Source organism: Sutterella sp. KLE1602, from assembly GCF_001578585.1.
Taxonomy (GTDB): domain Bacteria; phylum Pseudomonadota; class Gammaproteobacteria; order Burkholderiales; family Burkholderiaceae_F; genus Sutterella; species Sutterella wadsworthensis_A.
Genome location: NZ_KQ968479.1, coordinates 1 through 14617, shown reverse-complemented (window position 1 = coordinate 14617; position 14617 = coordinate 1). Strand labels below are relative to the sequence as shown.

13 protein-coding genes and 2 pseudogenes are annotated in these 14617 nt (G+C 60.1%); 7 read left to right on the top strand and 8 right to left on the bottom strand.

Annotated elements, in window-relative coordinates; all coding sequences use genetic code 11:
* Positions 1–65: 65 nt before the first annotated feature.
* Entirely contained in the window at positions 66–563 is a 498-nt protein-coding gene (locus HMPREF3036_RS00070) for a MarR family winged helix-turn-helix transcriptional regulator (protein ID WP_005436365.1), read from the bottom strand.
* A 214-nt stretch (positions 564–777) separates the two neighbouring features.
* Here HMPREF3036_RS00070 and HMPREF3036_RS00065 point away from each other — a divergent pair, with 214 nt between their 5' ends.
* Positions 778–1596: a ZIP family metal transporter gene (locus HMPREF3036_RS00065; protein ID WP_062330633.1), complete on the top strand. Its 819-nt coding sequence runs from the start codon at positions 778–780 to the stop codon at positions 1594–1596.
* Between the two features lie 140 nt (positions 1597–1736).
* On the opposite strand, the gene HMPREF3036_RS00060 is transcribed toward HMPREF3036_RS00065, so the two are convergent.
* The 5 genes from HMPREF3036_RS00060 to HMPREF3036_RS12035 all read right to left on the bottom strand — a co-directional run bounded on the left by HMPREF3036_RS00060 (position 1737) and on the right by HMPREF3036_RS12035 (position 6787).
* On the bottom strand, positions 1737–3410 hold the full coding sequence (locus HMPREF3036_RS00060; protein ID WP_062330630.1) for a M28 family peptidase: 1674 nt from the start codon (positions 3408–3410) through the stop codon (positions 1737–1739).
* 4 nt (positions 3411–3414) lie between these two features.
* Positions 3415–4194, bottom strand: a complete 780-nt coding sequence (locus HMPREF3036_RS00055; protein WP_005436372.1) for a creatininase family protein — start codon at positions 4192–4194, stop codon at positions 3415–3417.
* Positions 4195–4287: 93 nt separating this feature from the next.
* Complete coding sequence (locus HMPREF3036_RS00050; RefSeq protein ID WP_062330627.1) at positions 4288–5781, bottom strand: sodium:solute symporter family protein; 1494 nt, start codon at positions 5779–5781, stop codon at positions 4288–4290.
* 4 nt (positions 5782–5785) lie between these two features.
* A complete protein-coding gene (locus HMPREF3036_RS00045) occupies positions 5786–5953 on the bottom strand; it encodes a hypothetical protein (RefSeq protein ID WP_196793885.1) in 168 nt (55 codons plus the stop codon).
* Between the two features lie 351 nt (positions 5954–6304).
* Entirely contained in the window at positions 6305–6787 is a 483-nt protein-coding gene (locus HMPREF3036_RS12035; RefSeq protein ID WP_005436391.1) for a hypothetical protein, read from the bottom strand.
* Between HMPREF3036_RS12035 and HMPREF3036_RS12550 the strand changes: the two are divergent.
* The 3 genes and pseudogenes from HMPREF3036_RS12550 to HMPREF3036_RS00025 all read left to right on the top strand — a co-directional run bounded on the left by HMPREF3036_RS12550 (position 6747) and on the right by HMPREF3036_RS00025 (position 9436).
* Positions 6747–7423: pseudogene (locus tag HMPREF3036_RS12550) on the top strand (hypothetical protein). The gene HMPREF3036_RS12035 and the pseudogene HMPREF3036_RS12550 sit on opposite strands and share 41 nt — an antisense overlap.
* A 2-nt stretch (positions 7424–7425) precedes the next feature.
* Positions 7426–9123: a 3-phosphoshikimate 1-carboxyvinyltransferase gene (aroA, locus tag HMPREF3036_RS11410; protein ID WP_231853540.1), complete on the top strand. Its 1698-nt coding sequence runs from the start codon at positions 7426–7428 to the stop codon at positions 9121–9123.
* Positions 9005–9436, top strand: a complete 432-nt coding sequence (locus HMPREF3036_RS00025; protein ID WP_231853541.1) for a type II 3-dehydroquinate dehydratase — start codon at positions 9005–9007, stop codon at positions 9434–9436. The genes aroA and HMPREF3036_RS00025 overlap by 119 nt, the downstream gene beginning before the upstream one ends.
* Here the strand turns inward: HMPREF3036_RS00025 and HMPREF3036_RS00020 are convergent.
* Positions 9433–9630: a hypothetical protein gene (locus HMPREF3036_RS00020; protein ID WP_005436397.1), complete on the bottom strand. Its 198-nt coding sequence runs from the start codon at positions 9628–9630 to the stop codon at positions 9433–9435. The two genes, HMPREF3036_RS00025 and HMPREF3036_RS00020, sit on opposite strands and share 4 nt — an antisense overlap.
* An 89-nt stretch (positions 9631–9719) precedes the next feature.
* On the opposite strand from HMPREF3036_RS00020, the pseudogene HMPREF3036_RS12545 reads away from it, so the two are divergent.
* The 3 genes and pseudogenes from HMPREF3036_RS12545 to HMPREF3036_RS00010 form a co-directional block, all read left to right on the top strand.
* A pseudogene (locus HMPREF3036_RS12545) lies at positions 9720–10085 on the top strand (transposase); the annotation flags it as partial.
* A 948-nt stretch (positions 10086–11033) separates the two neighbouring features.
* Complete coding sequence (locus HMPREF3036_RS00015) at positions 11034–11993, top strand: agmatinase (protein ID WP_062330621.1); 960 nt, start codon at positions 11034–11036, stop codon at positions 11991–11993.
* Between the two features lie 98 nt (positions 11994–12091).
* A complete protein-coding gene (locus HMPREF3036_RS00010) occupies positions 12092–13411 on the top strand; it encodes an anaerobic C4-dicarboxylate transporter family protein (protein ID WP_005436401.1) in 1320 nt (439 codons plus the stop codon).
* Between the two features lie 66 nt (positions 13412–13477).
* Here HMPREF3036_RS00010 and HMPREF3036_RS00005 read toward each other — a convergent pair.
* A partial coding sequence (locus tag HMPREF3036_RS00005) for a LysR family transcriptional regulator (protein ID WP_231853539.1) occupies positions 13478–14617 on the bottom strand: 1140 nt, incomplete at its 5' end.

The following is a 14617-nucleotide window of genomic DNA, read 5'->3' as shown; positions in this document are numbered from 1 at the left end:
AAAGGCAGGGAAGCCCCGTCCAATTAATAATTGGTCGGGGAGGATTCACACGGCAGGCTCCGGCATCAATCGTCGGCGACGAGCTTCTTGAGCATGTCGATCATCTGCTCGCACTCATCGCCCGACAGGCATTTCGCGAAGTCGGCCACTCTGGCGGTATGCGCGGGAAGCTCGGCCGTGATGAGCGCCCTGCCCTCGTCGGTGAGTTCGATGAGCCAGCAACGGGCGTCGGCCTTCGACTGGACCTTGGCGATGAGGGGGTTCTCGGCCTGCAGCATGCGGGTCACCATGACGGAGGTGGTCGGAGCGGAGACGCCGATGCGCTTGGCCAGCTCAACGACAGGCACGGGGCCGTCCGCATCGAAGAGCGTCATCAGAAGCGCGAACTTCCCTTCGGAAAGCTCCCGCTCCCGGAGGCCCGAATAGACCGATTCGCGCACCACGTCGGCAGCTCGGATCAGGTAAAGCATCAGTTCGACGCCCGCAATGTCCTCTTCGCTCATCGCGGCGCCCCTGTGCACCCTGCGCAGGTTCTCGCGAGTCGGCATGAGTCGCTTGGTCATGTAGTCAAATCCTCGTATCGTGACGGCGGACGCCATTTGTTAGCCAGCAATTTATAGGCTGTCTGCACCCGCAATGAAGAGGAATTTTACGATGGCTCGGCTCGGAAGCCGTCTCCTGAAACGATTTGCAAAAAGGGACCGCTCAAAATGCGCACGCAGTCCCACAAGGCTCTATACTTGAGAATCATTCTCACACAATTCGATCCGAAAGCCCATGACGTCAGAACTTCTCAACGCGCTCGCCCAGACCACCCTTGCGACGGGCTTCACCTTTCTCTGCACGGCAGCGGGGGCCGCGGCCGTCTTCTTCATGAAGCCGGGGAACGGGCGAGGTCGCGGCGCGGAGCTCGCCGAAACGCTCTCGCTCGGCTTTGCCGCGGGCATCATGATTGCGGCGTCAGTCTGGAGCCTGATCATTCCCGCGCAGGAGATGGCGCAGGCACAGGGCGGCACGCCATGGCTTGCGGCGGGTTCGGGCGTGGCGGCGGGCGCGCTCTTCCTGAAACTCCTCGACACGGCGCTTCCGCACCTGCACCCGGGCGCCGCCCGGCCCGAGGGGCCGAAGACCTCGATGCACCGAGCGATGCTGCTCTTCATTGCGATCACGCTGCACAACGTGCCTGAAGGCGGTTCGTTGGGCCTCGTCGCGGGCTCCGCCGCCCTCTCGGGCGAGCCCGCCGAGCTCTCCTCTGCACTCGCGCTTGCGCTCGGCATCGGCATCCAGAACATTCCCGAAGGCGCCGCCGTCTCGCTTCCGCTTGCAGGACAAGGCATGAGCAGAATGCGCGCCTTTCTCTTCGGCGCCTTCTCGGGAATCGTCGAGCCAGTCTTCGGCCTTCTCGTCGTGCTGGTACTCCAGACCGTGATGCCAGCCATGCCCTTCATGCTGGCCTTTGCAGCAGGCGCCATGCTCTACGTGGTGGTGGAGGAACTCATTCCCGCCGCGCATCTCTCTAAGCATTCCGATGCGGGCACGCTCGCCGTGATCACGGGCTTCATCCTGATGATGACGCTCGACACGGCGCTCGGCTGAGTCCTTCGCCTTTTCAGCCCGCTTGCCCCCACCCATGCTTCGCATGGGTGGGGAATGCACGGAGATCAGTTCAAACAAAAGACGGGCTGCAACGCATGCGTCCGCAATCCATCCTGCCTTCAGGTCCGCACTTGCCGCCGTCAGGCCCGAGCGACATCAAGCGCCCGTGCGGCGCCCGCCTTGAGGCGGTTCACGACACGGCGAAGACTGACGAGGGCGGCGTTTCTCTCGTGCCCGGAGAGTGTCGCAAGTTCGTCGACGAGTCTCAGCATCGGCACTGGCGGCGCGCGCAGTGCCTCGTCATGGGAGTAGACCGAGCCCTCGACATAGGCGAGCGGGATGATCTCGGAGAGCACCCTGCGGGAACGCTTTTCGAAGCGCTTCGGATCGTCCGAGCGGGCCGCAGCCTTGAGAGCCTCAGCAAGAAGATCGAGTCGCGCAAGGACCTCGGAGAGGTCGAGCGAGTCGCCCGCCTTTTCCTGCCACGCCTTCAGCTCGTCCCTGAGTTCGAGCACCTCGGCCGCCGCATCGACGGGCAGTCTTTCGTCAAAGAGCGCATGCGCGAGCACGCTCGCGAAGACGCGCACGTCTCGGGCGAGGTTTTCCGGGTCGAGCTTGTCGGGCGTGTCGGTCCTCGTGTGCCACCAGGCGCCGAAACCGCCCGTCCTGCCGCTGCCGAACATCTTGCCAAAGGCGTCCGCGGCGGCGCCCTCAAAGGGCGGCTGCTCGGAGACCTGAGAGAAGATCGAGGGCACGCCTGCGCCCCAGAAGCTTTGGTCGCAGCTGCGCGAAAAACGGCAGCCGCGCCAGTCCGTGACGCCGGCCGCCTCGCGCAGCGCCGTGCGCGCGAGGCCTCGCGTCGAGGCCATGGCGGGCGACTCGGTCATGACCGTTGCGCCGCGCCCGCCGAGGCAGTCCGAATTGACGTTGAGAAGACAGTGCCTTTCGAGCTCCTCGAAGTGCGCGTCGCACCAGGCGGTCGAGCCTGCGTAGCGTCCGTGGGAGTGCCCCGACCAGAGGACGAAGCGCACGCTTCGGCGCATGTCGGAGGCGAGCGGCGCGAGGATGCGCGCGAGCTCGACGGCGCAGGCGTTGCCCGAGGCGTTGTCAAGGGCGCCGAGCCCCCAGCTGTCGACGTGTTCCGTCACCATTACGAAGTCCTCGTCCGCGCCGCGGATCTCGGCCGTGATGACGGGAATTTCCGTCCAGCGGCTTTCGACGCGGGTCGAAAGCCTTGCGGGCAGCGTGCCGCCCGCCTCGGAGAGGCGGGCCCTGAGGCGAGAGCCGTCCCCAAAGGAGAGGCTTGCGACGGGAATGCCGACATAGTCGTGCAGGGTTTCGGGCGTGGGCGAGCCCCAGACGCGCGAGACGATCATGTTGTGGATCTCCTCGCCCGTGATGAAGACGACGCCTGCGGCGCCCCTGTCCTCAAGGGCGCGCACGACGGGCTCCATTGCCAGACCGTCCGTGAGAACGATCCTGCCGGAGACCTCTTCGGCGGATGCCGACCCGGTTCGGTCGACCGGGACGTAGACAAGATCCGCCTCGAGGCCATCTGCGGAAGGCGTCATGGGGTGAGTGAGTACTTCATAAGCAATGCCGCCCGCTTCGAAGGCTGCGCCTTCGGGCGTGCTGACGTAGCCTGGAAGCGCCTCGCGCGTCACGCGGCAACCCGCGTCCGTGAAGAGCTTTTCCAGAACGTCGAAGGAACGGACTTCCGCCTCGTTTGAAAGACGTTCGCCCGTGCAGATCGCGCGAACGCTATCCATGAGCCGCACTGCATCCACGGCGGCAAGAATGTCTTCGTAAGCCATAAGGTCAGTCCCAATGCTTCTTCGGCAGGTCGATCCTGCGGAAGGCCTCGAGATAGCGGACCATCCAGTCGGTAACGCCGTCCATCATGGCGACGCCCCATTCGCGCGTGGCGAACTTGGATTCAAGACCGCCGAGACCGCCCGTGTTGACGGTGTCGCGGATTTCGCGAATCACCTTGACGGGCGCGCCCTCAAAGAGAACCGTGTTGATGTGGAGCTGCTTGAAGTCCGCGGAAGGCGGCGTGACGACGTTGTCGACGAGCCATTCGGACTTGACGAGCTCGGGCGCGAAGGCCATGACGGCCGCAGCCTCCTGAGCGTCGCCGTGGCCCGTGGGCCAGTCCGGATTGAGCTTAGGCGCAATGCCCCACCAGTTGACGAGCGTCACCTGGGAGCCCCTGCGATACATCTCGAGCGCGGCCTTTTCGATCGCGGGATCGTTGCCTCCGTGGCCGTTGATGACCGCGAAACGCCTTGCGCCGTGCCTGTAGAGAGATTCGAAGACGGCACCCATCACCTTGATCATCGTTTCAAGGCCAAGGTCGATCGTGCCGGGGAAGTTGATGTGATGCGTCGCGACGCCAAACGGAATGACGGGCGCGATGAGGAGCTTTTCCATGCGACCGTCGAGACGGCGGCAGAGCTCCTGCGGGATGAGCCAGTCGGTGCCGAGCGGGCCTACGGAGCCGTGCTGTTCGGTCGAACCGACGGGAATGACGACGAGAGTTTCAGGATCGGCAAGAACCTTTTCGGCCTCCTGCCAGTTGAGATGTGCAAGCTGCATGATGTTTATCCTTTATCAGAAGGCGCGCCACCGGCCCTCCCCTGCGGGAAAGCCGGCTCGGCGCACCGTAATTCTCAGTCGCTTGAGCTTGAATTACGCCTTGACGGGCTTGTCCAGATCGTCGAAGTGGCGGCGGATGGTTTCAGCCGACACGGGCTTCGTGAAGAGGCTCACGCCGATGAGGATCATCATGGTGACGAGCCAGGCGACGATGAGCGGATTGAAGCCCATGGAGAGCGACTTGAACTCGGTGAGAAGCAGGAAGTAGAACGCTTCGCCGATGATCACGGACGCGAAGACGCCCGTGGTCGTCGTGCGCTTCCAATACATGCCGCAGATGATGGGCGCGGCCCAGATGCCCAGCCCCCCGAACGCAAAGAGAATGATCGTGAAGATCGAACCCGGCTTCAAAATGCCGATGCCGATCGCGATGATGCCGAGCACCACGGTCACGACGCGGGACATCTTGAGCGTGTCCTCGTCGGTCGCATCACGCTTGAGGATTCGCTGGTAGAGGTCGCGCGAAACGGCGGACGTGGAGGTGAGGAGCAGCGAGCTGATCGTCGACATGCCGGCCGAGAAGATGCCGGCGACCATCAATGCGGAGACGATGGACGGCAGGCCTTCCTGGAGAATGAGCGGCACGATGAAGTCGCTTTCCTTGCCCGGGATGCCGGGGAAGCTGGCCGCGCCCGTCACGCCGCACCACTCGATGAAGCTTGCGGAGAACCACATGCCGAGCGTGCCGAGGAGGACGGCCTTGAACATCGTACCGTAGTTCTTCATCGTGAAGAACTTCGTGAAGAGGTGCGGCTGACCGATGCAGAAGAAGGACCACATGACGATCATGGACGCATAGTTCTGCCAGGGATAGGAGTTGTTGTGGCCAGGGAACTTCAGGTAGTTCGGGTCCACGGACGCAAGCTTGGCGTTGATGGTCTCGAGGCCGCCGCCGAGCTTGAGCGAGACGAAGAAGGTCGTCACGGCCGTGACCACCATCAGCACGCCCTGAATGACGTCGGTCATCATGACCGAGCGGATGCCGCCCGCCATGCAGTAGAGGATGACGGTGACGCCCATCACGACGATGCCGACCCACTGCGGAGCGCCCGTGTAGGTCGTGAAGATCACGCCCGCACCGATCGTCTGCGCGCCCATCATGGGCACGAGGAAGATGAGCATCAGGATGGCGAGCAGGCCGCGGATGGCGGTCGACTCGTAACGGTCGGCAAGATAGTCGGCCATCGTGAGCATCTTGTAGCGATGGCCGAGCTTGATGAGCCTGCGGCCGACGAGAAGCGCGGGGATGACCATCGAGAAGGCGATGCCCGGCACCGAGACGCTCATGCCGGCGTAGCCGACGTGGTAGATCGAGCCCGGAACGCCCATGAAGGTCGACATCGAGTACTGCGTCGAGAAGTACGCAAGACCCGAGAGCACGGCGCCAGCCGAGCCCGACATCGTGAAGAAGTCCTGCAGATTTCGGTTTTGGCGGTTGCCCCACCAGCCGATAAGGCCGAGAACGACAAGGTAGCTGATCGTGACGATCAGAAAGGGAACGGTGGATGTTTCAACTTGATACGGCATGATGCTAGTCCTCGTATTCCTGGTATTCGGGACGCTTCATGCAGCTGCGCCACCAGAGAGCAATCGTTCCTATCACCAGCAGCCCGTAGGCCAGCCAGCAGTAGATGAATCGCGGCACGCCGAAGAGCCACGGCGTGTACTCCAGGTCGTAGAACCATGGAAAGGGCATCATGATGAAAAAGAATTCCAAGAGGAAAATGACCGTCCATTTCCTCTCAAAAGCGTTGTCAAATGCGTTCATCTGAGGGGATCTCCTTCGATTTATACGCCTCTCGGCATTGCGGGGTCGCATTGCACATTATGCCCGCACCTTTTCATTGCCGTGCTGTCAAGGCGACTTTTGCACGTTGGGACTTTCCCTTTGTCTGCCGAACTGAATTGCCGTTCAGGCATTCCGAAGGCTTGACGGCGGGGCCGGCGGCCGCCTTCCGAAAGAGGCGGGCACGGTATCGACCCTCATCGGCGCAGGATCCATGCGAATGTGCGCGGAGAGACTGGTGCAGGCGTCGCCCGGGATGACCTGTCATTCCCGCCGCCTGAACACCAGGTCGGGCAACAAAATCAAAGTATCTGCATCGCTGTCCTTTTTGCGCCAATAGACCATGACGCGTACCGAGGCTTCACTCATGACATATCCTCCAGCCAGAATCGAGGCGATGTCCTCGCGCGCTTTTTTCGAAAACCGCGCCACCGATGCCTCGCCGCCGCCTTCAGTCCGGCAAAAGAGCTCGAAATCGCGCGGAATCAGTTTTTGACCGCTGTGAAGCTTCTCGATCAGCCTCTGTCGAGAAATGAAGTAGTCCAAAAACAGGCCGTCGTGTCCCAACGACATCTGCAGCACTTCAGCGGGCGGCCAGAGACGAGTCTCGTCAGAACACTCGACGAACGCAAGGCCGGCAAGCTGGGCATGCGGCAGAAACGCCCCCGGTCCATGATGAATCCGCAGGCGTGTTTTAGCCCTCGTGATGCCGACAAACACCTCTCTCAGATACGGCTCCTCTTCCATGCCTCGAACAGCCGTCAATCTCGAGTGCGGCAAAAACCTCATGGGCGCCTTTCATCAGCCCGTGCTCGCGGTCTGCGCCCCGAGCTGCCTCGAGACTCTGCCCGAAGCGGAAATGTCCTGCGGCTGGGCCAAAGTCATCAAGTATGCGGCGCTCAGGGCCGACGGCCTTCTCCCGACGCTCGAAGGCCCCGTCACCGAAGAGGTGCTGGCGGACATCATTTCGACCTGCGTCGAGATCAAGCGCGACATCGTCTCGGAGGACGAGTTCGAGGGCGGCGTGCGCTCCTCAACCTCGGACACACCGTCGGGCACGCGGTCGAACCCGTGACGGACTACGGCGTCACCCACGGACGCGCGGTCGGCATCGGCATGGCCGTCATCTTCCGCGGCTGCGTGCGCGCCGGGCTCTGCGACCCGCAGGCCCTGCCCGTCCTCGAGCACCTGCTCGAAAAGTTCGGGCTCACTGGCCTGTGTCCATACGATGCAGAGGCGCTTCTCGAGGCGGCCCGATCGGACAAGAAATCGGCGGGGAGCGCCATCACGCTTATCCTGCCCGAGGCCTTCGGGCGGTGCCGCACGGAAAGAACCTTCTTTGAAAAGCTTCGCGACCTCATCCAACTCGGACTCAATCCCTGATCATGATCGCCACCATCCAGAAGGGCTTCCTTTCGGGCAAAATCCCCGCCATCTCATCCAAGTCCTATGCACACCGCCTGCTGATCGCCGCCGCGCTGGCCGATCGTCCGACGACGGTGCGCTGCGCAACCGTTTCCGAAGACATTCTTACCGCCTCCCGGGTCCTCAAGGCCATGGGCGCCAGCGTCGAGCGCACGGATGACGGATTCATCGTCGAGCCCGTCTCGACGCAGCCCGCGTACTGCGGCGAATCAGGGACGATCGAGCGATTCATTCTGCCCGTTGCCTGCGCGCTCGGGCTCGACGCGAGCATCACCGGGCACGGAAGGCTGCCCGAGCGGCCTCTCAGCCCGCTCTACGAGGAACTCCGCGACCACGGCATCGAACTCTCGCCGCAGGGCGTATTTCCGCTCAAAACCAAAGGACGCCTCCCGGCGGGCGACTACGCCATCGCGGCCGACGTTTCGTCGCAGTTCATCGGCGGCCTGCTCTTCGCGCTGTCGGTCGTGCCGGGCACGAGCACGCTGACGCTCACGGGGCGGATCGAGTCCGCGCCCTACATCGACATGACGCTCGACGTACTCGCGCTCTTCGGCGCGAGAATCACGCGAAGCGAAGACGGGCGCAGGTTCACCGTCGAGGGGCTCGAGCGGCTGAGAAGCCCCGGCGCCGCCGAAGTCGAAGGCGACTGGTCGAACAGCGCCTTCTGGCTCTGCGCGGGCGCTCTGGGCAGGGGCGTCACGCTGACGGGGCTTCGTGCAGACTCCCGCCAGGGGGACCGGGCGGTCGTGAAGCTTCTTGAGGCCTTCGGCGCGGAGGTTTCCATGACGGAAGACGCCGTGACGGTGCGCCCCGGCGCGCTTCGCGGCATGACAGTCAACGCGCCCCAGATCCCCGACCTCGTCCCGGTTCTCTCGGTCGTGGCGGCCTTCGCCGAGGGCGAGACCCGCTTCATCAACGCGGGACGCCTGCGCATCAAGGAGAGCGACCGTCTAGCGACGACCCGGCAGCTTCTGGAGGACCTCGGCGCGGACGTCGAGGAAATTCCCGACGGACTCATCGTGCGCGGACGCACGGCGCTTCGGGGAGGCGCATGCGACGGCACGAGAGACCACCGCATCGTGATGTCCGCAGCCGTCGCGGGTGGCTCGCACCTGCACACCCGTCGTCATCAGGGGCGCACAGGCCGTTCGCAAATCGTATCCCGACTTTTTCGACGACTTTGCCCGCCTCGGCGGACTGGTCTTTCAGGAGGACTGATCATGCCCTATTTCGGCAGGAACATCCGGACGGCCGTCTTCGGCCAGAGCCATGCGGCCGCCATCGGCGTGACGATCGACGGGCTGCCTGCGGGCGAAGCCGTCGATGCGGTCGAGCTCGAGGCCTTCATGGCCAGAAGGGCGCCAGAGCAGAACCGCATGACGACGCAGCGAAGGGAAGCCGACAGGCCCGAGCGGGAACCGATTTTCCGCGCCCTTGCCCACCGCATCATCACAAGCCGACGGTTGAGGACGCAGTTCAGCAGATCATCGGAGAAAAGTCGTGAAACTTCTGATCATCAACGGCCCCAACATCAATTTTCTGGGCATTCGCGAACCGGCCATCTACGGCAGCACAACCTACAAGGACCTGTGCGGAATACTCGAGACCTGGTGCGCCGATGCCGGCGCCTCATGCGAGCTTTTCCAGTCCAACCATGAGGGCGCCATCGTCGACCGCATCCAGCAGGCGTGGTTCGACGGCGTCGACGGCATCGTGATGAACCCCGCCGCCTACACGCACACGAGCGTCGCAATTCTCGACGCCCTCAAGGCGACCGCAATTCCGACGGTGGAGGTGCACATCTCCGACGTCTCCACCCGCGAGGCCTTCAGACACCACTCCTACGTGTCGCTCGCTGCGAAGCACACGATCATCGGCCACGGCATCGACGGCTACCGGGAGGGCATCGAATGGCTTGCAAGAGAACCTAAAAGCAGAGAAATACACACTAACTCATTTCCCTGCCTTTAAGGGTTAGCCTTGACTTCGGATCTCGCCATATTTTCCTTCAGCATCTGAAGCACCAGTCGATCCCTCGTCGTGCTTTCGGTAGACCAACGGGACTTGGCACGCTTGTTCCGGACGGTGACGGTCTCGACGCAATCGAACCAACCCAGGAACTGGCGCAGGCTCATTTTCTTGAGCCAGGCCGCGGCGCCGGCCATTCTGTCGCGCTCTACCTTACCGCACTCCTCGTCTCGGGAGAGTTGTTCCGCTTCCTTCCGTCTTCCTTGATTCCGGCTTCTTCCTTGATTCCGGCTACATCGGTTGCGCCAAGCGCACTGAAATTCAGGCGATTCCTTTCAAGGATGTGTCCTGGTACATCGCAGCCAAGCCGAGTGCATGGAAGAAGGAATTATCAATCAGTGAGAATTTCGGAGGCGAACTTGGTCAAGCGCTCGTCGAATGCGTGAACGTAAGACGGCATTTGGAGCATGCGAAAGCATCGGTGCGATGCTCGATTGAGTGGAGCTTCCTCTGGCTGAAGAGGATTTATGGCTATGCCAAGGTTCGTTATCGCGGATTGGCGAAAAATCACAGTCGAGCGCAAACGTTGTTTGCACTATACAACTGCTACCGCTTGCGCAAATGGTGTGCTCCGCCAAAGCTGCCTTGCTGATCAACCCTGAGACTCTGGTTCGCGCTTCGTCTCGAGCGCCATAGGGGCGAGCTGACTCTTGAAGATGGAACTTGCCTAATTTGCAGGCAAATATCGAGTTATTTCATCAACATTCGGAAAAATCGAACGCCTAACGTTCATGGGAACTTTCGACGCTTTTCAGCGTCTGGTCTGGAGTCCTCAATTTAAACAAAACTACTTCCCCCATCGCTCAAAGATGGGGGTTTTGAAGAGCTTCCCTAGGGCTTCAGGGACACTCCTCTAGGATTTTGGATATGGGTTCGTGGTGGTTCCGAGTCCAGCAACCCTACCCATGACCAAACAATTCGTCAGCATGGCGCCGCCAAGACGATCACGTCCGAAGATTCCGCCCACAACCTCACCTTGCCGCGCCCCTCAAGACATAAGGACACAGCCAACCAGTCCGAGATTTTGGAGGCGAGACAGCTAAAACCGGCTCTTGCCAGATTGGCCCCCCAACGAAAAGACTCCCCCTTCCTGTCACAACAGTCCGCCCTTCTCCAATCCGCGAGGTTGATGGGATCCTCACCAAAAGCGGGACCAAGACCTACATCGCGTTTTCTCCCAACCATTAGCGATTCCAGTCCTACGATAGGACGCGGACGCTCTTGCGACTCGTCGAAAGCATCGTTCTCTTACGTTGCCCCATGTGTCTTGAAATAGGGCTTGACAGGCGGAAATGCCAGAACTCCGCACCCAAGCGCACGCATGTGAACGCTATCGCATGATTTGATACTGAGACCTAATAGAATGCAATCCCAAGGAGGAGTTCTTTTGCGCCGAGACTTGACAAAGTTCCGACCATTAGCATAGCTAATAGTAATAGTTAGGAAAACTGTTGGTTTTTGTAGCTTTTCCCTTCGAAAAATAAGATTTCCTTGACTTCGAGCGGTTCACCTCTCTTGCCGCACGGAAAAGGAGAAAGCTATGCCTGAAAAAATTCACAATCTTCCGATCACTGGCATCGCCAGTTTTGCCAAGTATCCGATTTGCACGGATCTGGACGCTCTGGACGACGCCGACGTTTGCGTGATGGGTATTCCGTATGACATGGGCGCCCCCTATCTTTCTGGCGCCAAGTTCGGTCCTCGTCGCATTCGTGAAGTTTCCTGCCACTATGGCCGCGGCGACGCGGGCTTCTGGGATCCCGAACGTCTGGAACAGTATCTTGCTGCTCCGGTCAAGATCGTTGACGGCGGTGACGTTGACATGGACCCGATGGAATACCGCAATACGTTCGACAACGTTGAAGAAGCCGTCCGCAAGATCATCTCGAAGGGCGCCCTGCCCGTCATGATGGGTGGCGACCACTCGGTGACCATCCCGATCGCCCGCGCTCTCGACATGTACGAGGACCTTTGCATTGTTCAGTTTGACGCGCATCTCGACTTCGGCATGCGCATCAATACGAACGGTAGCCCTATGCGCATGGTTTCCCAGATGCCGCACTTCACCAAGATGTGCCAGATCGGCATGCGCGGCCTCGGTTCCAATACCCGAGAAGACTTCCAGGCGGCCTATGACTATGGCTCCGTCGTGATCCCGGCCCGCAAGGCTCTTGAAATGGGTGCTCAGGAAGTGCTCAAGATGATCCCGAAGGCCAAGAACTACTACGTCACGATCGACATTGACGGCTATGACATGAACACCGCCCCTGGTGTTGGTTCTCCGTCGCCCGGCGGTCTCAACTATGTCTTCGAAACCGACGTTCTCGAAGGCATCGCCAAGATGGGCAACGTCGTCGGCTTCGACCTGGTTGAAGTCGCGCCCCAGTATGACCCGACTGGCATCACCCCGCGTCTCGGCGCCATGACGATGCTCGCCTTCATGGGCTTCATCATGAAGGAACGCGAAATGAAGGGGCTGCTGAAGCACCAGCAAGCCTAATAGGCATTACCCCGCCTTACCGGCCGGCTGAGACTCTTTGACCCCCGCCTCAGCCGGCTTTTTCTCATCTCCGAATCGTTCGACTAAGGAGACCCCTCATGTTCTGGTTGGAACTTTTAGTTGTCCTGGCCGCATTGGCGCTTGGCGCTCGATTGGGCGGCATCTTCCTCGGTATCGCCGGCGGTCTCGGCCTTGCCTTCCTCGTCTTTGTTTTTGGTCTTGCTCCCTCCGCTCCGCCGATTGACGTGATGCTCATCATCACGGCTGTGATCGTCGCAGCCAGCGTCCTTCAGGTCGCAGGTGGCATGGATTACTTGGTGTCCGTCGCGGAAAAGATCCTGCGTTCGAACCCGAAGTACATCACGTTCCTGGCGCCGATGGTGTGCTATCTCTTCACGTTCATGGCTGGTACGGGCAACATTGCCTTTGCCCTTCTCCCTGTGATCGCCGAAGTGGCTCGCGAAACGGGCGTTCGTCCTGAAAGGCCGATGAGTATTTCCGTCGTGGCTTCTCAGCAGGCCATTACGGCTAGTCCGGTTTCCGCCGCCATGGCTGCTCTGGTTGCTCTTCTCAGCCCGCTCGGCGTCGGCATGGGTCAGATCATGCTGGTCTGCGTCCCCGCCACGCTCATCGGCTGCTTCCTCGGCGCGCTTTCCGTCTGCAAGCGTGGCGTTGAGCTCGACAAGGATCCTGTGTACCAGCGTCGTCTGGCTGCCGGCGTCATCAAGGCGAGCGAGTCTCGTGAAAAGGTTGCCTTTGTGCCGAAGAAGGGTGCCAAGCTTTCCGTCGCGATCTTCGTGCTCGGTGCTGTTCTGATCGTGCTCTTCGGTACGATCCCCTCCCTGCGCCCGACCTTCATGGTCGAAGGCAAGCTTGTGACGCTCTCCATGACGCATATCATCGAGATCATCATGCTTGTGGTTGCCGGCGTCGTCTCGCTCCTTTGCAAGCCCAATATTGACGAAGTGGCCAAGAGCTCGGTGTTCCAGGCTGGTATGACGGGTGTGATTTGCATCTTCGGTCTCGCATGGATGGGTGACACGCTCATCACGGCCTATTTGCCCGACATCAAGGCCATGACGCAGGCATTCGTGCAGGATCATCCTTGGACCTTTGCAGTCGGTCTGATGTGCGTCGCTTCGGTGGTGCTCTCTCAGGCTGCTACGACGCGACTGCTGTATCCGCTTGCCATTGCCCTCGGTCTTTCCCCGATCGCTCTGGTAGCCTCCTGGCCCGCTACTGGCTGCCTCTATATCATCCCGACTTATGCTACGATCGTTGCTGGCTGTGCATTTGACTCCACGGGCACGACTCACATCGGCAAGTACGTCATCAACCACAGTTATCTGATCCCCGGTCTGATCACGACTTGTTCGAGCGTTGCAATCGGTTTTGCCATTGCTCAGGTTGTCCTTTAATAGAGGTCTGATCCTTTGAAAACAGAGGGCCTTCGGAAACGAAGGCCCTCTGTTCTTTCATCTGGTTCAGAGATCGTTCAAAAACAGTTCTTCCGCAGTCCACGGCATTGTGGAGCGAATAAGCGGGAGGACATCTTCTTTTATGCACTGATGGCAAGCCGATCCGACCATTTCCATGAGGCTGAGCGGCGTGCTTTTCTTTCTTGCTAGCAACAGCTCGCGCGGCGGGCACGGGTGCGGAGCTTGAAGAATTTTGCAAGAGGCGATGAAGTCACGGGCACCTAATAAAGCCAGCGGCTGAGTCAGAGACCAGCCAAACCCTGCATTGACTAGAGAGAAGACGGTTAAATTGTCGTCGACCGCAAAGGTAGTGGGAAGATCAAGATGCGCCTGAGCGAGAACCATCTCCGTCTGTAGCCCTGAAGCGGTATTGCTTGTATAACGGATCAAAGGGATGCCGCAATACTGAAGATCCTCCCATTGCCACGACTGTCGACGTTTGGCGACGGCTTCTGGAAGAAGAATGACATGGGGTTCTAGGAAAAGAGTGCGTTGATCTAGACGATCGGAGGAACGGAATTGGCCAGTGGCTATGATCACGTCTAGTTCGTCCAGAAGAAGTTTCTGGTACAGAATGTCAGAGGTACCGCAATGCACCGTTATGCGGCAATTCTGATCCAACAAGGTCTTGAAAAAGCGGGGACCGATGGTTCTGAGCAGAGACTCGACACACCCGATTCGGATGAAAGGACGCAGGAAGTTGCTACTCTGGAGATTGTGTAGGACATCCTTGATGTCCGTCTGCCGCTTGGACAATTCGGTATACAACACTCCGGCTTCTTTTGTCGGCGTCAAGGGGCGTGTCGTCCGGTCGAACAAATCCAGACCGATCTGTACTTCCAATTGGGCGATGGTTTGACTGACGGCAGACTGAGTGACGCCGAGTTCGTGGGCAGCCTTTGAAAAACTTCTATGGCGGAAGACAACTAAGAAAAATGTCGTGGCGTTTGAAAAGAAGGGGTCGGTAGTCATAATGCTGTTCTCAAGGGCGGGCCGGCACCAATGTCGTGTCTCCTGAGCATTGATGATCCGATCTATGGTAGCCAAGAGCTTGCGGCAAAGCCAGATTTTTGAAGCTCCCCTGTTTAAAGACAGAGGATTCACTTTGACCATCAGACAGCTCTTTCGGGGGGCAAAGCCGCCTGA

Excerpts from the sequence above, each read along its gene's own strand:
- HMPREF3036_RS00070 (WP_005436365.1), bottom strand. The coding sequence starts at position 563 with ATGACCAAGCGACTCATGCCGACTCGCGAGAACCTGCGCAGGGTGCAC.
- HMPREF3036_RS00065 (WP_062330633.1), top strand. The coding sequence starts at position 778 with ATGACGTCAGAACTTCTCAACGCGCTCGCCCAGACCACCCTTGCGACG.
- HMPREF3036_RS00060 (WP_062330630.1), bottom strand. The coding sequence starts at position 3,410 with ATGGCTTACGAAGACATTCTTGCCGCCGTGGATGCAGTGCGGCTCATG.
- HMPREF3036_RS00055 (WP_005436372.1), bottom strand. The coding sequence starts at position 4,194 with ATGCAGCTTGCACATCTCAACTGGCAGGAGGCCGAAAAGGTTCTTGCC.
- HMPREF3036_RS00050 (WP_062330627.1), bottom strand. The coding sequence starts at position 5,781 with ATGCCGTATCAAGTTGAAACATCCACCGTTCCCTTTCTGATCGTCACG.
- HMPREF3036_RS00045 (WP_196793885.1), bottom strand. The coding sequence starts at position 5,953 with ATGATGCCCTTTCCATGGTTCTACGACCTGGAGTACACGCCGTGGCTC.
- HMPREF3036_RS12035 (WP_005436391.1), bottom strand. The coding sequence starts at position 6,787 with ATGGAAGAGGAGCCGTATCTGAGAGAGGTGTTTGTCGGCATCACGAGG.
- aroA (WP_231853540.1), top strand. The coding sequence starts at position 7,426 with ATGATCGCCACCATCCAGAAGGGCTTCCTTTCGGGCAAAATCCCCGCC.
- HMPREF3036_RS00020 (WP_005436397.1), bottom strand. The coding sequence starts at position 9,630 with ATGGCCGGCGCCGCGGCCTGGCTCAAGAAAATGAGCCTGCGCCAGTTC.
- HMPREF3036_RS00015 (WP_062330621.1), top strand. The coding sequence starts at position 11,034 with ATGCCTGAAAAAATTCACAATCTTCCGATCACTGGCATCGCCAGTTTT.
- HMPREF3036_RS00010 (WP_005436401.1), top strand. The coding sequence starts at position 12,092 with ATGTTCTGGTTGGAACTTTTAGTTGTCCTGGCCGCATTGGCGCTTGGC.